Source organism: Amycolatopsis sp. QT-25, assembly GCF_029369745.1.
Classification (GTDB): domain Bacteria; phylum Actinomycetota; class Actinomycetes; order Mycobacteriales; family Pseudonocardiaceae; genus Amycolatopsis.
In genome coordinates, this window is record NZ_CP120210.1 from 5,597,002 (window position 1) to 5,613,716 (window position 16,715).

The window sequence follows — 16,715 nt, forward strand, 5'->3', positions numbered from 1 at the left end:
TGTGACCCCGTGCCGATGGAAACGCTCGACGTCGGCGAGCATCCGCAGACAACGCCCTCGAGTGACGTTGCGCGGCTGAGCGAACAGCCCCTTCATGCCCTTCGCCCCGGCGTACTGGAGGTCGCCAGCCGTCGCAACGGTGCCGCTGTGCGCGCTCGGGACGTCATGGGCGTGTGCGTGCCCGACCGGCCCGTCGTCGGCATCGGACAGCAGCACTTCGTAGCGGCGTCGGAGCGGATAGGCCGCCGTGAAGCCGGCGACGCCGCTGCCGATCACTCCGATGCGTTGACCCTGGGTGTGCACGTGAAGCATTCGGAGCCGAATCGGGTGAGGATTGGCTCGCGTGAACCGGTGCCACCGCCGGACCCCTTCGTCGAGCGACCGGTCCAGTTCGCGATGCACGGCGACTCGTCCGGGCTGACGGCGTGGCTCGGTGTCGCGCTGTGGTTGGCCGGCTTCGGGTTCGAGACGATCGGCGACGAGCAGTTGCGCCGCTTCAGGGCCGACCCCGGCACCCCTCGCGCCGGGTCACTCCCCGGTGAGACCGTCCGTCAGCTCGCGCAAGAGGTCGAGATGGCCGGCGTGCCTGCCGGTCTCCTCGACCATGTGCGCGACCACGAACCGGACGTTGACCCGGCGATCGCCACGGAAGGGGACCTCGTCGTCCAGCCCCATCCCGGCGACGATCGCGCGGCTGCGCTCGCACTCGGCCTCGTAGGCGGCGATCAGCTGCTCGATCGGGGTCTGCATGGCGACCCGGAATTCGGCGTCCGGATCGATTTCCAACGCCTCCTTCCAGACGTCTTCCTGTCCGTTGAGCACCACGGTGAACCAGTACTGCTCGACGAGGGTCAGGTGCCCGAGCAGACCGGCGACGGTGGTCAGTTCGCTGGGCACGAGCGGCCGCCGGGCCTGCTCGTCGGTGAGACCTGAGCATTTCCACACGACCGTGGCACGGAGGAAGTCGAGAAAGCCGTTCAGCTGGGTGCGCTCGTCGCCGGTGAGCGGTGGTTCGGGGCGCTTCGGTTCGTCGGTCATGGTGGTGCAGTCTGCCGGTTTCCCCGGATGACCCGCCAACGAGTTACCCCGGGGCGCACCCTCCACCGGCTGTCGCGGCGCCGTGGTCCAGGGCCGACCGCGATCTCATCGTTCGAGTGAAACCGGCGGCAGTTGGCGCTGAGGAAACATGACGACCACCCGCCCGTCATGTCAGGCTGATGCAGTTGTGCCCATAGCCGGAACACCGAGAAGGGTCACTGATGCCAGGCTTGCAGCTGAGCGCACTCGATGTCGCTTTCCTTTGCCTGGAAAGCGAAACGACACCCATGCACATGGGCGCGGTGGCCATCTTCCGCCCGCACGGGCAGGTGCACGCGCGTAAGCTGACCACGCTGCTCGCCGAACGGGCGGCGCGGCTTCCGAAGCTGCGTCAGCGCCCGCGCACCGCGCTGTTCCCGCCCGGCGCCGCCAGCTGGGCCGAGGACCCGGATTTCGTTGCCAGTGAACATATCTCACATCACCACCTGAGCTCCCTGTACGAACCGGACCCGCTCTCCGCCTATGCGTCGCACTGGATGGGACGGCCGCTCGACACCGGAAAACCCTTGTGGGACTTGCATCTGGTCACCGGCCTGCCGGACGGTGAGTTCGCCTTGCTGCTGAAACTGCACCACGCGCTCACCGATGGGGAGGGCGCGTACGCCGTCGCCGCGGGCCTGCTCGACGGGCTCCCTCACGCGACGAGGCGGCCCCACGGCGGTTCCCGGACACCCGCGCCTCGCTCCCCTGTGGACGCTGTCAAGGAAGCCGTCGGCTCGACGCTGACCCAGGCCGGGATCGCCTCTTCGGTCGTCCGCGCGACCCGTTCGTCGCTGTCGCCGATCAGCGCGCCGCCGTCGACCGAACGACGGCTCGGCCTCGTCCGGCTGGACACCACCGAGATCCGGCGGATCCGCCGGTCCCACGGCGGGACGGCCAACGACGTCGTACTGGCGATCCTCAGCGGCGCGCTGCGCGAATGGATGATCAACCGCGGCCAGCGCGCCGACGGCCGGACGTTGCGGGCGCTCGTCCCGGTCAGCGTGCGCGGGCGGTCCACCGGGCAGCTCGGCGGGAACAAACTGTCCGGTTATCTCTGCGACCTGCCGGTCGGCCTCGACGATCCGGCCGCGCGCCTGCTGGCCGTCCAGCGCGAGATGGGCCGGCACAAGGCCGCGGGCCCGGCTCGCGGCGCCGGCGCGTTCCCGCTGCTCGCCGGCCGGATGCCGCCGATGCTGCACCGGCTCGGCGGCAAGGCCGCCGGGCTGGCCGCGCCGCTGCTGTTCGACCTCGTGATCACCACGGTGCCGGTGCCGCCCCACCGGCTCACCCTCGACGGCACGAACCTCGACGGCGTGTACCCGTTCGTGCCGCTGGCACCGCGGCAGGCGCTCGGGATCGCGGTGGCGACCTACCGGGATTCCGTCCACATCGGACTTCAGGCGAACGGGGCGGCGGTCTCGGACGTGGGTTCGCTGCGGGACGGGGTCCTCAAGTCGGCCGCGCGCCTGCTGGACACCGCCTAGCGCGTGCGATGAAAGGCCCCTTCATGGCAAATTTCGCCAGGAAGGGGCCTTTCATGTCAGTCGCGGGACCGATCAGCCGCGCAGCATCTCCGCGACCAGGAACGCCAGCTCCAGCGACTGCTGCGTGTTCAGGCGCGGGTCGCACGCGGTTTCGTACCGGCCCGCGAGATCCAGATCCGAGATCTCCTGAGCGCCGCCGAGGCATTCGGTGACGTCCTCGCCGGTGAGCTCGACGTGGATGCCGCCCGGGTAGGTGCCGAGCTTGCGGTGCACCTCGAAGAAGCCCTGCACCTCGTCCACGATCCGGTCGAAGTGCCGGGTCTTGTAGCCCGTCGAAGACTCGTGCGTGTTGCCGTGCATCGGGTCGCACTGCCAGATGACCTTGTGCCCGGACGCCTCCACCTTCTCGACGATCGCGGGCAGCACCTCGCGGACCTTGCCGTTGCCCATCCGGGCGATCAGCGTCAGCCGGCCGGGCTCGTTGCGCGGGTCGAGGCGGCGGACGTACTCCACGGCCTGTTCGGGCGTGGTCGTCGGGCCGATCTTGAGGCCGATCGGGTTGGCCAGCAGTTCGGCGAAGGCGATGTGCGCGCCGTCGAGCTGCCTGGTCCGCTCACCCACCCACAGGAAGTGCGAGGACAGGTTGTACAGCTTGGGGTTCGCCGCGTCCGCGCGGTCCATCCGCAGCATGGAGCGCTCGTAGTCGAGCAGGAGCGCCTCGTGGCTGGCGAAGATCTCCGTGGACTGGAGCGAGGCGTCGGTCACGCCGCAGGCCGACATGAACCGCAGGCCGCGGTCGATCTCCGCGGCCAGCGCCTCGTAGCGCTCGCTGGCGGGCGAGGACTTCACGAAGTCCTTGTTCCAGTCGTGCACCTGGTGCAGGTCCGCCATGCCGGCACCGGTGAGCGCGCGGACGAGGTTCATCGCGGCGCCCGCGTTGGCGTAGGCGCGGATCATCCGGCCGGGGTCGGGCACGCGGAGTTCGGGCTTGGCGACGAGCGAGTTGATGATGTCGCCGCGGTACACCGGCAGGCCGAGCGCGTCGGTGGACGCCGAACGCGGCTTCGCGTACTGGCCCGCGATCCGGCCGACCTTCACCACCGGCAGGCTCGCCCCGTAGGTGAGGACGACGGCCATCTGCAGCAGGGTGCGCAGGTTGGCGCGGATGTGCGGCTCGGTGTTCGACTCGAACGTCTCCGCGCAGTCACCGCCCTGCAGCAGGAACGCTTCGCCGCGGGCGACCATGGCGAGCCGGTCGGCGAGCCGGTCGATCTCGGCGGGGACGGTGATCGGCGGCACGCTCTCCAGCACGCCGCGGACGCGCTTCGTCAGCTCGGCGTCCGGCCATTCGGGCTGCTGCGCGGCGGGCCGGGAAAGCGCGTCGTCGAGCCGATCACGCAGCTCGGGAGGCAGAGGAGGCAGTTCGGGGAGCGTGTCGACGGGAACGTCCACTGTCCAGTTCACCGGACCAGGATATGCCGCGCCGGAAGCCGCCCGCCCACCGGGACGAAAGTCCCAAAAGGTGGACGGGCGAGCGGGTTGTTCAGGCGGCTTGCGCCTTGTTGTAGAGGTTCTGCGCGTCCGTACCGAAGTACGGGCCGAACATGTAGCCGGGCAGGAAGGTGTAGCCGAAGCTGTTCACCGAGGCCTGAATGCCGGCACCGGTCGCCTCGCTGAAGTCCAGGAACCACGGGCCGCCGCTCGAACCACCGGTCATGTCGCAGTTCATCCCGTGGTCCTTGGTGAGCAGGAAGTCGGTGAACGTGCTCCCGCTGCAATAGATCAGTTTCGTGCCGTCGTACGGTGTCGCCGCCGGATAACCGAACGTGTACATCGACTGGTTGCGCGCCTGGTTGAAGGCGATCCCCTGCGCGCCGACGACGTCGGTCAGCCTCTGCCCGTTGAGCGGATCGACCACGGCCGCGCCGATGTCGTAGTTCATGTCCTCGCTCGCTTCCCACTGCGGAGTGGTCAGCGTGCTCTTCGCGGCCCAGGTGCCGTAGGGCGTGTTGCCGTTGTCGTAACCGGGCGCGAACGTCCAGTTGGTGTGCCAGGCGCCCTGGTATTTCACGCAGTGCCCGGCGGTGATCACGACACTGCCGTTCGTGCTGGTGACCGCGTCACCGGAGCACGACGCGTTCCGCCCGCCCATGGTGAAGAACACCCGGCCGGCGGTCTGCACGACCTTGCCGGCCCCCGTCCACGCGCCACCGCCGTTGGGGATGCTCCGGATGATCGTGCCCTCCCCCTTCGCGACCTCCTTGGGCGAAAGCGGCGGGGCCTGGACCAACCGTTCGATCGGCACCGCCGACCGCATCCGCTCGGGCGTCCAGTAGGCGGCCACCGCCTGTGGGTCGGCCGCTGCCCGATGATGGACCGGCCCGGCGTGAGCGGGACTCGCGACCGCGGTCAGCGCCGTCACCGCGAGCCCCGTGAGCGCCGCCAGGATCCCCGTCCGGAAAGCCGTCCTCTGCATGGCGTACCACCTTTCGCCACCGGTGAAATGCCGTATGAGTTGCACGACTTTCTGAAAGTATTTGTCCCGCTACCGAACGTACAAGCGGCCGTTCGGCCGCATCCGGGATGACGTATGGGCTGTTCGGTCTAGCGGCAGTGCGCGTCGGTGGCCGGGAGAAGACCGTCCCGCAGGTAGCGAACGACGACGTCGTTGCCACAGGCGTTCTCCTTGGTGAAGACGCCGTGCCCGCCGGCGTCCACGGTGACGAACTTCGCCCGTGCCCCCAGTGCCGACCGCATTTCGCGCGCGCCGATGAGCGGCGTCGCCGCGTCGCGGAGGTTCTGCACCAGCAAGATGTTCGACGGTCCGCGGTCGTGGATCCGCACCGGCGGCTCACGCCGCTCCACCGGCCAGAACGCGCAGGGCGTGATGTTCGCGGCGGCCGGGCCGAACATCGGCTGCGTCACGCGCGCTCGTTCGACCGCCTTTTGGTAGTAGCGCACGCTTTCCGGCCAGTCCGAGTCGTTACAGAGCACCTGGAGCTGGAGTGCGGCGTGGTTGTCTCCGTCGAGCGGACCGCCTTGTGCGGATACAGCCGGGGCGGTCCACGTCTCGGCCAGCGCGGGGAAGTTCGCGTCGTCGTACAGGGCGGCCCAGGTGTCGCTTCGAATTCCCGGGCGCTTTTCCGCCAGCTCGAAGAACTTCGCCGTCACCTCCGTCTGCGTCCGCCCGAGGTGGTAGACGTCGTCCCGCGCCGCCACCCAAGCCGTGAAGTCACCGATCCGGTCCTCGAAACCGTCCGCGAAGCGTTGGTGTGCCCGGACGTCCAGGCCGCCGGGACCGGGAAGGCCGTCCAGCACGATCCGGTCCGTGCGCGCGGGGAACATCGAGGCGTACGCGGCACCGAGATGACTCCCGTACGAGACGCCGTAGTACGAGATCTTCCGCTCCCCAGCGCCTCACGGATCCGGTCCAGGTCGCGCGCGGTATTGGCGGTGGTCATCTGCGGCAGGAGATCGGCCGTCTTCGACTCGGCACACTGCTTCGCCACCACACGGGACTTGGCCGCCTTCTCGGCGACGTCACGCGGGCCCTCCGCATACGGGCCGACGAGGATGAACCGTCGTTCCTCGGTGAGGTCGCACGTCACCGGCGTGCTGTAGACGGTGCCGCGCGGGTCGAAGCCGAGGACGTCGTAACTGTCGAGCAGGCCGGACTGTCCTTGACGCTGCGCGAGTTGCGCGGGCATCGCCAGGCCGGGGCTCCCCGGGCCGCCCGGGTTCATCAGCAGCACGCCGCGGCGCTTCGGCGAGGTGCTCGCCTTACGGGAAACGGTGAGTTCGATCTTCGCCCGCCGGGGTCGGCGTAGTCCAGCGGCACCTCGAGTTTCGCGCATTCGAGGCCCGCGGTCGGTGAGGGCGTCATGCCGTAGTCCGGGCACGGTGCCGTCCATTTCAGTACCGGGGCCGCTTCGGCGGTCACCGGGACGACCAGGGTCAGTGGCAGGAAAGCCAGTATCGCCAACGCTTTTCTCATGCGGAAAGCTTGGCGTGGCCTGCCGCCCTACCGCGTCGGACCGGAGTACGACCGGGACCCTCCACCTTCGGGAGGAGGGTCCCTCTGCCGTTCGTCGACCCCGAGGGTCAGACCACCGCGAGCGGCAGCGCGGTCGGGTGCACCGGAGCGGGCAGGTCCGAAGCGCCGGTGAGGTAGGCGTCCACCGCGCTCGCCACCGAACGTCCCTCGGCGATCGCCCACACGACCAGCGAGGCACCGCGGTGCGCGTCACCGCAGACGAACACGCCGGGCGAGGAGGTCTGCCAGTCCGCCCCGCACGAGAGCGTGCCGCGTCCGGTCAGCGTCAGGCCGAGCCCGTCGAGCAGCGGCATGTGCTCGACCCCCTCGAACCCGATCGCGAGCAGCACGAGGTCGGCCGGCAGTTCCTCGACCTCGTCGTTGACCGGGGTCACCCTGCGCTTGCCGGTCTCCGGGTCCTTGACCACGCGGACCTGACGCAGTTCGACCGCGCGCACGTTGCCGTCGTCGTCACCGACGAACCGGGTGACCGCGACGGCGAACTTGCGCTCGCCCGCCTCTTCGTGCGCGGGGTAGGTGCGCAGGATGTACGGCCAGGTCGGCCACGGCGAGCGCTCGTCGTCCCTGGTGGACGGTGGTGTCGGGTACTGGTCCAGTTGTGTCACCGAAAGCGCGCCCTGCCGGGTCGCGGTGCCGTACGAGTCGGCCCCGGTGTCCCCGCCGCCGATGATGACCACGTGCTTGCCTGCCGCGTCCACCGCCGACGGGCCGTCGCCCTCGACGTACTTGTTGGCCGGGACCAGGTGTTCCATCGCCAGGTGGATCCCCGCCAGCTCGCGGCCGGGTGTGGTCGTGTCGTCGCGGCCGCGCAGCGCGCCCACGGCGAGGACCACCGCGTCGTGGCCGGCGCGGAGTTCCTCGACGGTCAGATCGACACCGACCTCACAGCCGGTGACGAATTTCGTGCCCTCCTTACGGAGTTGCGCGAGCCGCCGGTCGAGGACCTTCTTCTCCATTTTGAATTCGGGGATGCCGTACCGCAGCAGGCCGCCGAGCCGGTCGTCCCGTTCGAAGACCGTCACTTCGTGGCCGGCGCGGGTGAGCTGCTGCGCGGCGGCGAGCCCGGCCGGGCCGGAGCCGACGACCGCGACCCGTTGCCCCGACGACACCGCCGAGATCTGCGGCTGCACGTAGCCCGCTTCCCAGGACTGGTCGGCGATCGTCTGCTCGACCCGTTTGATCGCCACGGGGCCGCCGGACAGCGGGGAGACCGACAGGACACAGCCCGCCTCGCACGGAGCGGGGCACAACTTCCCGGTGAACTCCGGGAAGTTGTTGGTCGCGTGGAGCCGGTCGCTCGCCGCGGCCCAGTCGCCCCGGCGCACCAGGTCGTTCCACTCCGGGATCAGATTGCCCAGCGGGCAGCCGGAACCACTGGAGTGACAGAACGGGATGCCGCAGTCCATGCACCGGGTGGCCTGCTCGCGCACCTTTTCGTTGCGCTCGGCGGGCTCCACGTCGGCGTACACCTCGCCCCAAGTGGCGAGACGTTCCTGCGTGGACTTCTTCTTCGGCTCTTCGCGGTCGTACTTCAGGAAACCCGTCGGCTCAGCCACGAGCGGCCTCCATGATCGCTTCGTCGACGTCACGGCCCGCGGCACGCGCCGCCTTCGCCGCGTCAAGGACACGCTGGTAGTCGCGGGGCATCACCTTGGTGAACGCCGCCGAGCGACGCGGCCAGTCGCCGAGCAGCGACGCGGCCACGGCCGAACGTGTGAGGTCGTAGTGCTTCTGCACGGTCTTCTTCAGCCAGGCGAGGTCCTCCGAGGACGGGGTCAGCAGGTTGACCATCTCCTCGTTGACCTTGCCGCGGTCGAGGTCGAGCACGTAGGCCTCGCCGCCGGACATCCCCGCCGCGAGGTTGCGCCCGGTCGGGCCGAGCACCACGGCCTGCCCGCCGGTCATGTACTCGAAGGCGTGGTCGCCGACGCCCTCGGCGACCACCACGGCGCCGGAGTTGCGTACGCAGAACCGTTCGCCGACCTGGCCGCGCAGGAACATCTCGCCGCCGGTGGCGCCGTAAGCGAGGGTGTTCCCGGCGATGGTCTGGCCTTCCGCGGCGAACTTCGCGTCCGGATGCGGGCGCACGATGATCCGCCCGCCGGAAAGGCCCTTGCCGACGTAGTCGTTCGCGTCACCGACCATGTCGAGCGTGATGCCGCGGGGCAGGAACGCCCCGAGCGACTGTCCGGCGGAACCGGTCAGCAGCACGTGGATCGTGTCCTCGGGCAGGCCCTCCCCGCCGTAGCGGCGGGTGATCTCGGACCCGAGCAGCGTGCCGACGGTCCGGTTCACGTTCCGCACCGGCAGTTCGAGCCGCACCGGATGCGCGTCCTCCAGTGCCGCCTCGGCGAGCTGGATCAGTGTCCGGTCGAGCGCGTGCTCCAGGCCGTGGTCCTGCGTCCGTGTGCGCCGCTTCGCGCCGCCGTACGGGGTTTCGGCGGGCATGTGGAAGATCGGCGCGAGGTCGAGACCGGAGGCCTTCCAGTGCTCGACCGCGGCGTCGGTGTTCAGCATCTCGGCGTGCCCGATGGCCTCGTCGAGGGTGCGGAAACCCAGTGCCGCCAACGTTTCCCGGACCTCTTCGGCGACGAACCGGAAGTAGTTGACGACGTGGTCGGCCTGGCCGGTGTAGCGTTTGCGCAGCTCCGGGCTCTGGGTCGCGACGCCGACCGGGCAGGTGTCGAGGTGGCAGACGCGCATCATGACGCAGCCTTCGACGATCAGCGGCGCCGTCGCGAAGCCGTACTCCTCCGCGCCGAGCAGCGCGGCGATGACGACGTCCTTGCCGGTCTTCATCGCGCCGTCGACCTGCACGGTGATCCGGTCGCGCAAACCGTTGAGCAGCAACGTCTGCTGTGTCTCGGCGAGGCCGATCTCCCACGGTGTCCCCGCGTGCTTGAGCGAGTTCATCGGGGAGGCGCCGGTGCCGCCGTCGTGGCCGGAGATCAGCACGACGTCCGCGTGCGCCTTGGACACCCCCGCCGCGACCGTGCCGACGCCGAGCGAGGACACCAGCTTCACGTGGATGCGGGCGTTCTCGTTGGCGTTCTTGAGGTCGTGGATGAGCTGGGCGAGATCCTCGATCGAATAGATGTCGTGGTGCGGCGGTGGCGAGATCAGCCCGACGCCGGGCGTCGAGTGCCGCGTGCGCGCGATCCACGGGTAGACCTTGTTCGGCGGCAGCTGCCCGCCCTCGCCGGGCTTGGCCCCCTGCGCCATCTTGATCTGGATGTCGTCGGCGTTGACCAGGTACTCGCTCGTGACGCCGAACCGGCCGCTGGCGACCTGCTTGATCGCGCTGCGCCGCGCCGGATCGTAGAGCCGCTCGGGATCTTCCCCGCCCTCGCCGGTGTTGGAGCGGCCGCCGATGCGGTTCATCGCGATGGCGAGTGTTTCGTGTGCCTCGGCCGAAATCGACCCGTAGGACATCGCGCCGGTGTTGAATCGTTTGAAGATCGCCTCGGCGGGCTCGACCTCGTGCAGCGGGACGGGTTCGCGGGTGCCCGCGCGGAAGGAGAACAGCCCGCGCAGCGCGCCACCCTCGCGGTAGAGGCGGTGCACCTCGTCGGAGTACTTCTTGTACACCTCTTCCCGGCCGGTCTTCGTCGCGTGCTGCAACAGGAAGACGGTCTCCGGGGTGAACAGGTGCAGTTCGCCCTCGCGGCGGTACGCGTACTCGCCACCGGTCTCGAGTCCACGGTGGACCCGGTCGGTCGGGTTGTCCGGGTACGCGCGGCGATGACGCGTGGCGACCTCTTCGGCGAGCACGCTCAGCCCGACGCCGCCGAGCTTCGACGACGTGCCGGTGAAGTACTCGTCGAGCAGATCCTGGGCGAGGCCGAAGGATTCGAAGACCTGCGCCGCGGTGTACGCGCCGACGGTCGAAATGCCCATCTTGGACATGATCTTCAAGACGCCCTTCACGAGCGCCTTGACGTAGTTGCGGATCGCCTTGGCGGGCTCGATGCCGGTGACGGCACCGGTCGAGATCATGTCCTCGATGGTCTCGAAGGCCAGGTACGGGTTCACCGCCGCGGCGCCGTAGCCGAGCAGCAGCGCGACGTGGTGGACCTCGCGGGCGTCGCCGGTCTCGACGACCAGCGCGACGCGGAGCCTTTCCTTGGTGCGCACCAGATGGTGATGCACCGCCGACACCAGCAGCAGTGAAGGGATCGGGGCCATGCGGTGGTCGGAGTCGCGATCGGACAGCACGAGCGTGCGCGCGCCCGCCGCGATCGCTTCGGAGGCCTCACGCCGGACCCGCTCGATCGCGGACGCCAGCGCGTCGGCACCACCGTCCACTTCGTACAGTCCGGAAAGGACACTGCACGCGAAGCCGGGAAGGTCGCCGTCGTCGTTGATGTGGATCAGTTTGGCGAGTTCGTCGTTGTCGATCACCGGATACGGCAGCTGCACGTGGCGGCAGGAGGCCGGACCGGGGGCGAGCAGGTTCCGCTCCGGTCCCATGATCCGGCTCATCGAGGTGACGAGCTCTTCGCGGATCGCGTCCAGCGGCGGGTTCGTGACCTGCGCGAAGTTCTGCTTGAAGTAGTCGTAGAGCAGCCGCGAACGCTGCGACAGCACCGCGGGCGGGGTGTCGGACCCCATCGAGCCGATCGGCTCGGCGGCCTTGACCGCCATCGGCGCGAGGAGGATCTTCAGCTCTTCTTCGGTGTAGCCGAAGGAAAGCTGGCGCCGCAGCACCGAATCGTGGCTCTGCACGATGTGGTCGCGGTCGGGCAGGTCGGCGATCTGCAGCAGCCCGGCGTGCAGCCAGCCCTCGTACGGGAGTTGCTTCGCCAGCTCCGACTTGACCTCTTCGTCGTCGACGATCCGGCCCGCCTCGGTGTCCACCAGGAACATGCGGCCGGGCTTGAGACGGCCCTTGGCCACGACGTCGGCGGGGGCGACGTCGAGGACCCCGGCCTCACTGGCCAGTACGACACGGTCGTCGGCGGTGCGCCACCAGCGGGCGGGGCGCAGGCCGTTGCGGTCCAGTACCGCGCCGACGAGCGTGCCGTCGGTGAAGGTGACGCAGGCCGGGCCGTCCCAGGGCTCCATGAGGCTGGCGTGGAACCGGTAGAAGGCACGACGCTGTGCGTCCATCCCGGTGTGGTTCTCCCACGCCTCGGGGATCATCATCAGCACCGCGTGCGGCAGCGACCGACCGCCGAGGTGCAGCAGTTCCAGCACCTCGTCGAACGAGGCGGAGTCCGACGCGCCGGGCGAGCAGATCGGGTACAGCCTGCTCAGGTCGCCGGGGATGAGGTCCGATTCGAGCAGCGCCTCACGGGCGCGCATGCGGTTGCGGTTGCCCCGGATGGTGTTGATCTCGCCGTTGTGCGCGACGAACCGGAACGGATGCGCCAGCGGCCACGACGGGAAGGTGTTGGTGGAGAACCGGGAGTGCACGAGCGCGATGGCGCTGGTGAGCCGGGTGTCGGTCAGATCGGTGAAGAACAGCGGGAGCTGCTCGGGGGTCAGCATTCCCTTGTAGACGATGGTCCGCGAGGACAGCGACGGGAAGTAGGTGCCGCAGCCCGCGGTCACGCTCTCGTTCTCGACGCGCTTGCGGAGGCAGAAGGCCAGACGGTCCAGTCCGAGGCCACCGGGACGACGGCCGCCGGCCTCGTGGGCGGCGACGAACAGCATCGTGAAATGCGGCATCACCGAACGGGCCGTCGGGCCGATGTCGGCACGGTCGGCGTCCACCGGTACCTCGCGCCAGCCGAGGACGTCGAGGCCCTCCTCGGTGGCGATCCGCTCGATCAGGGCGACGGCCTTGTTCCGCTCCTCGCCGTCCGAGGGCAGGAAGCCGATCCCGGTCGCGTAGGTCTGGTGACCGTCGGCGTCCGCCTCGGGCAGGGTGAAGTCCACTTCCGCGCGCAGCAGCTCGTCGGGGAGCTGCACCAGGATGCCCGCGCCGTCACCGCTGGTCGGCTCCGCGCCGGCGGCACCACGGTGGTCGAGGTTCGTCAGCGCGGACAGGCCGTCGGTGACGATGCCGTGCGAGCGCCGCCCGCGGACGTCGGCCACCATGGCCACCCCGCAGGAGTCCTGTTCGGATCCGGGATCGTAAAGACCTTGTTTGCCTGGAATGGCGGAGAAGATCATGAAGGGACCTCCTTCGTCGTCTGTGCTCAGCGGCCGGACGGGGCCGGCCGGGGGAATGCGCACGGGACGACGATGGCCCGTTCGTTAGCGAGACTTTAACACCTGTGAAACAGGTCGGCACCAATTCGACGGAGGCGAAAGCCCCCCGACCGGTAACGATCTGGACGCCCGGAACGACACAGTTCCTGATGAGGGCACAGTAGTTCGTTCCGCTAAGTATATGTCCTGTTCCGGGATGTCACGAGCCGCGGTGAGGCGACCCTAGTCACTCCCGGCGGCTTTCGCACGCCAGAGCCGGACTAACTAGAACATGTTACCTTTCGCGCTTGATTCCCGGATCGTCTCCGGCTCACCGGCCCCGTCGCGGCCCCAGCTCCTTCATGGCTCTTGAGACCGGAACTGGGAAGTACATGAAGGCCCCCTTCACAGCGCTGGGCGCCATAAAGGGGACGTTCACGGACTTGGAGTGAGAGGAAGCGCTACTTCCCGGTCTCGGGTTTCGGGTCCTCCGTCGCCTTGTCGGCGGCGGAGTCACGGACGGTGTCCGGAGCCGCCGCCACGTCGGCGTGCTCTCCGGAAGGCTCCGAAGCGGGCGATGCGTCTTCCCGCGGCACGTCCTTGCTCCACAGCGTTTCCGGCGCCTCCCTCGGCCCCCGCTTGGCCGCCAGGACGAAGTACGCGATCGCCGCGGCGAACAGCAGGATCGAGGTCCACACGTTCACGCGCAGGCCGAGGATGTGGTTCGCGGTGTCGGTCCGCATCATCTCGATCCAGAACCGGCCCGCGGTGTACCCGGCGACGTACAGCGCGAACACGCGGCCGTGGCCGAGGCGGAACCTCTTGTCCGCCCAGATGACCAGCAGCGCGACACCGAGGTTCCAGAGCAGTTCGTAGAGGAACGTCGGGTGCACCGGGCTGTCCGGCAGCGGGACGTGCCCGATCGCGATGCCGTTCAGGAAGTCGTCCGGGTTGGTCGGGTTGTACCGCTGGTAGATCTCCAGCCCCCACGGCAACTCGGTGTGCGCGCCGTAGAGTTCCTGGTTGAAGTAGTTGCCGAGCCGCCCGATCGCCTGCGCGAGCACGATCCCGGGGGCGAGCGCGTCGGCCATCGCGGGCAGCGGGATGCCCCTTCGGCGGCAGGCGATCAGCGCGCCGACGGCGCCGAGCGCGATGGCGCCCCAGATGCCGAGGCCGCCGTCCCAGATCTTCAGCGCGTTGATCGGGTTCTTGCCCTCGCCGAAGTACAGCTGGTTGTCGGTGACGACGTGGTACAACCGCCCACCGACCAGGCCGAACGGCACCGCGAAGACGGCGACGTCGATGACGGTGCCCTTCGTGCCGCCGCGGTTCGTCCAGCGCCGCTCGCCCAGCCAGATCGCCACGATGATGCCGGCGATGATGCAGAGCGCATAGGCCCGGATCGGGACCGGTCCGATATGCCAGACGCCCTGGTCGGGACTGGGGATGGTCGCGAGGAACGCTGCCGAGGCGGTATTCACGTCGGCCACCGTAGCGCTTCATCGGCTTCTTGGGGGCGTCAGCCCTCGACGGCGGCCAGATAGCCCGCGATCAGCGCGGACGCGACGGCTCCGACGGCGGTGTCCGGCGGCAGGAACAGTTCGTCGTGCAGACTCGGGGCGCCCGCGGTGTCGCCGAGGCCGACGAACATCATCAGCCCGCGCGTCGTCCCGCAGTAGTGCGCGAAGTCGTCGGCGCCGAACGACCGGAATTCGGTGTCCACGCCCGCCCCGGCCCGGACGAGCCGCCGGTGCGCGTGCTGGGTGAGCCCGGTGTCGTTGTGCAGTACGGGTTCGCACGGGTTGATTTCGAGTTCCGCCCGGCAGCCGTGCGCCTTCGCGGTGCCATGGACGACTTCGGCGAGCCCCTCCAGCGCGAGATCCCGGTCGTCGGCGCGCATCAGCCGCAACGAGCCCGACAGGCGGGCCTCGTTGGGCACGACGTTCGCGGTCGTTCCCGCTTCGATCCGGCCGACCGAGCAGACCGCGCCGAACACCGGATCGACCCGGCGGCTCGCGAGCTGCTGCAGGCTCACCACGAGCTGGCTGAGCGCGAGGATCGGGTCCCGCAGGAGGTGCGGGTATCCGGCATGCCCGCCCTGGCCCCGGACGACGACCTCGAACTCGTCGGTGGAGGCGTTGACCGGCCCCGGCACCGCCGACACCACCCCCGCCGGGAGCCGGGGCTGGACGTGCGCGCCGATGACGGCTTCGACGCCGTACTCGGTGAGCACGCCGGATTCGACGATGTCCAGCGCGCCGGACGGCGAGGTCTCCTCACGCGGCTGCAGGAGCGCGAGCAGCGGCCGCGGTACCCCCACGACGGCCGCCGCGCGGCAGGTGGCGACGAGCGCGGCCATGTGCACGTCGTGCCCGCACGCGTGCATCAGCGGTGTCTCCGAGGCCCACGGGACCCCGGTGCGCTCGGTGACCGGCAACGCGTCCAGTTCGGTGCGCAGCGCCACGGCCGGTCCCGGCCCGGTGCCGGGGAACAGCACCGCGCGCCCGGTCTTGGCGACGCGGACCCCTTCGTCGGCGCCGAGCGCCTCGACGAGCATCCGCGCGGTGTCTTCTTCGTCCCCCGACCCGCGGGGATCGGCGTGCACCCGGTGCCGCAGCCCGATCGCGGCGGGCAGCTCCGCCTCGACCGCGGCCTCCCACCGGTCCTGCAGTGCGTCCAGTTCCGTCATGTCCCCTCCAGTCCGTACATCCGTTCGGCGTCGTGGTGCCCCACCGGTGCCGCTGTCCGACGCGCGTCCACTTCGGACAGCACGTCCGAGGTGGTACGGCTCGGCCGGCCCGAACGCGTCCGTGGAGGACAGCGGCTCCCGAACGGCACGATCTCCATTGTCTCCGCGATGATCACGGGCGCACGGTGACCGGCGTCGGGCGTCGCGAGGCCCACATCGACGAACACGCGCTCGCACACCTGTGCCGGATACGCGGCGCTCCGGTGGAAGGGGTAGTCGTGCGGCAGCATGATCGGCACCCCGCGTGACCGGGTGGCCCGCGGCAACCCGGTGAGCGGCCGGTCCGATCGGTCGTGCGTGGCGATTCGGGTTCCGGCCCGAATCGCCACGCATGACCAACGCGAGGATCAAGCGGGGGCGACGGTCTTCCGCACACCCGCGGCCAGCTCGGCCGAGAGGTCCCGAACCGCGTCCAGTCCGCTCGCGGCGGCCGTCACCAGTGCCGAGCCGACGATGACGCCGTCCGCGAAACCGGCGACCTGCGCCGCCTGCGCACCGGAGCGGACGCCGAGCCCGACACCGATCGGCAGGTCCGTGTGCGCGCGGGTCCGCGCGACCAGGTCCTCGGCGTGCACGCCGACCTGGTCACGGGCACCTGTCACGCCCATCACGGCGGTGGCGTACACGAAGCCCGAAGCGGCCTCGACGGTCTTCGCGATCCGCTCCTCCGAGGAGGACGGCGCGACCAGGAAGATCCGGTCAAGACCATGCTGTTCGGAAGCGGCCATCCACTCGTCGGCCTCGTCCGGGATCAGGTCCGGGGTGATCAGGCCGAGCCCGCCCGCGGCGGCGAGGTCCCGCGCGAAGCGGTCGACGCCGTAGCGGTGCACCGGGTTCCAGTACGTCATCACGACGGCCTTGCCACCGCGCGAGGACACGGACTCGACGACCTCGAACAAGTGCTTGAGCTTGAAGCCGTTGGAAAGCGCGCTGACCGAGGCGGCCTGGATGGTCGGGCCGTCCATGACCGGATCCGAGTAGGGCACGCCCACCTCGACCAGGTCGGCGCCGCCGTCGACCACCGCGGCCAGCAGGTCCTTCGACCCGTCGACCGTCGGGAAGCCGGCCGGGAGGTACCCGATCAGCGCTCCGCGGCCTTCTTCGCGCGTCTTGGCGAAGACGTCACTCACTGTGCTCATGCCGCCTCCGCGGGAAAAAGCACGTCGACGGTGCTCATGCCGCCTCCGTGGGAAAAAGCACGTCGGCGGTGCTC

9 protein-coding genes and 4 pseudogenes are annotated in these 16,715 nt (G+C 69.6%); 2 read left to right on the top strand and 11 right to left on the bottom strand.

What is annotated here, in order from left to right:
- Positions 1-9: 9 nt before the first annotated feature.
- Positions 10-312, bottom strand: a pseudogene (locus P3102_RS25885) (NAD(P)-binding protein); the annotation flags it as partial.
- A gap of 57 nt (positions 313-369) precedes the next feature.
- Here P3102_RS25885 and P3102_RS25890 point away from each other — a divergent pair.
- Positions 370-513, top strand: a pseudogene (locus P3102_RS25890) (DUF1295 domain-containing protein); the annotation flags it as partial.
- 15 nt (positions 514-528) lie between these two features.
- Here the strand turns inward: P3102_RS25890 and P3102_RS25895 are convergent.
- Positions 529-1,038 carry a DinB family protein gene (locus P3102_RS25895; RefSeq protein ID WP_276362492.1) on the bottom strand — a complete coding sequence of 170 codons (510 nt, stop codon included), beginning with the start codon at positions 1,036-1,038 and terminating at the stop codon, positions 529-531.
- Between the two features lie 221 nt (positions 1,039-1,259).
- On the opposite strand from P3102_RS25895, the gene P3102_RS25900 reads away from it, so the two are divergent.
- A complete protein-coding gene (locus P3102_RS25900) occupies positions 1,260-2,564 on the top strand; it encodes a wax ester/triacylglycerol synthase family O-acyltransferase (protein WP_276362494.1) in 1,305 nt (434 codons plus the stop codon).
- Positions 2,565-2,636: 72 nt separating this feature from the next.
- Here the strand turns inward: P3102_RS25900 and P3102_RS25905 are convergent, their stop codons facing one another.
- From P3102_RS25905 to trpA, 9 genes and pseudogenes are all read right to left on the bottom strand, one after another.
- A complete protein-coding gene (locus P3102_RS25905; RefSeq protein ID WP_276362495.1) occupies positions 2,637-4,028 on the bottom strand; it encodes a 3-deoxy-7-phosphoheptulonate synthase class II in 1,392 nt (463 codons plus the stop codon).
- Positions 4,029-4,107: 79 nt separating this feature from the next.
- Positions 4,108-5,040, bottom strand: coding sequence for a peptidase (locus P3102_RS25910; protein ID WP_276362497.1), 933 nt, complete (start codon positions 5,038-5,040; stop codon positions 4,108-4,110).
- A 128-nt stretch (positions 5,041-5,168) separates the two neighbouring features.
- Positions 5,169-6,558, bottom strand: a pseudogene (locus P3102_RS25915) (alpha/beta hydrolase).
- A 107-nt stretch (positions 6,559-6,665) separates the two neighbouring features.
- A complete protein-coding gene (locus tag P3102_RS25920; protein WP_276362498.1) occupies positions 6,666-8,174 on the bottom strand; it encodes a glutamate synthase subunit beta in 1,509 nt (502 codons plus the stop codon).
- Complete coding sequence (gltB, locus tag P3102_RS25925) at positions 8,167-12,735, bottom strand: glutamate synthase large subunit (RefSeq protein WP_276362500.1); 4,569 nt, start codon at positions 12,733-12,735, stop codon at positions 8,167-8,169. Before gltB ends, P3102_RS25920 begins: the two co-directional genes overlap by 8 nt.
- A gap of 479 nt (positions 12,736-13,214) precedes the next feature.
- A complete protein-coding gene (gene lgt / locus P3102_RS25930) occupies positions 13,215-14,243 on the bottom strand; it encodes a prolipoprotein diacylglyceryl transferase (protein ID WP_276362501.1) in 1,029 nt (342 codons plus the stop codon).
- A gap of 29 nt (positions 14,244-14,272) precedes the next feature.
- Positions 14,273-15,442 carry a M20 family metallopeptidase gene (locus P3102_RS25935; protein WP_276362503.1) on the bottom strand — a complete coding sequence of 390 codons (1,170 nt, stop codon included), beginning with the start codon at positions 15,440-15,442 and terminating at the stop codon, positions 14,273-14,275.
- Positions 15,439-15,777, bottom strand: a pseudogene (locus P3102_RS25940) (amidohydrolase); the annotation flags it as partial. The pseudogene P3102_RS25940 and the gene P3102_RS25935, both read right to left, overlap by 4 nt.
- A 72-nt stretch (positions 15,778-15,849) precedes the next feature.
- Positions 15,850-16,641, bottom strand: a complete 792-nt coding sequence (gene trpA / locus P3102_RS25945) for a tryptophan synthase subunit alpha (RefSeq protein WP_276362504.1) — start codon at positions 16,639-16,641, stop codon at positions 15,850-15,852.
- Positions 16,642-16,715: the final 74 nt, after the last annotated feature.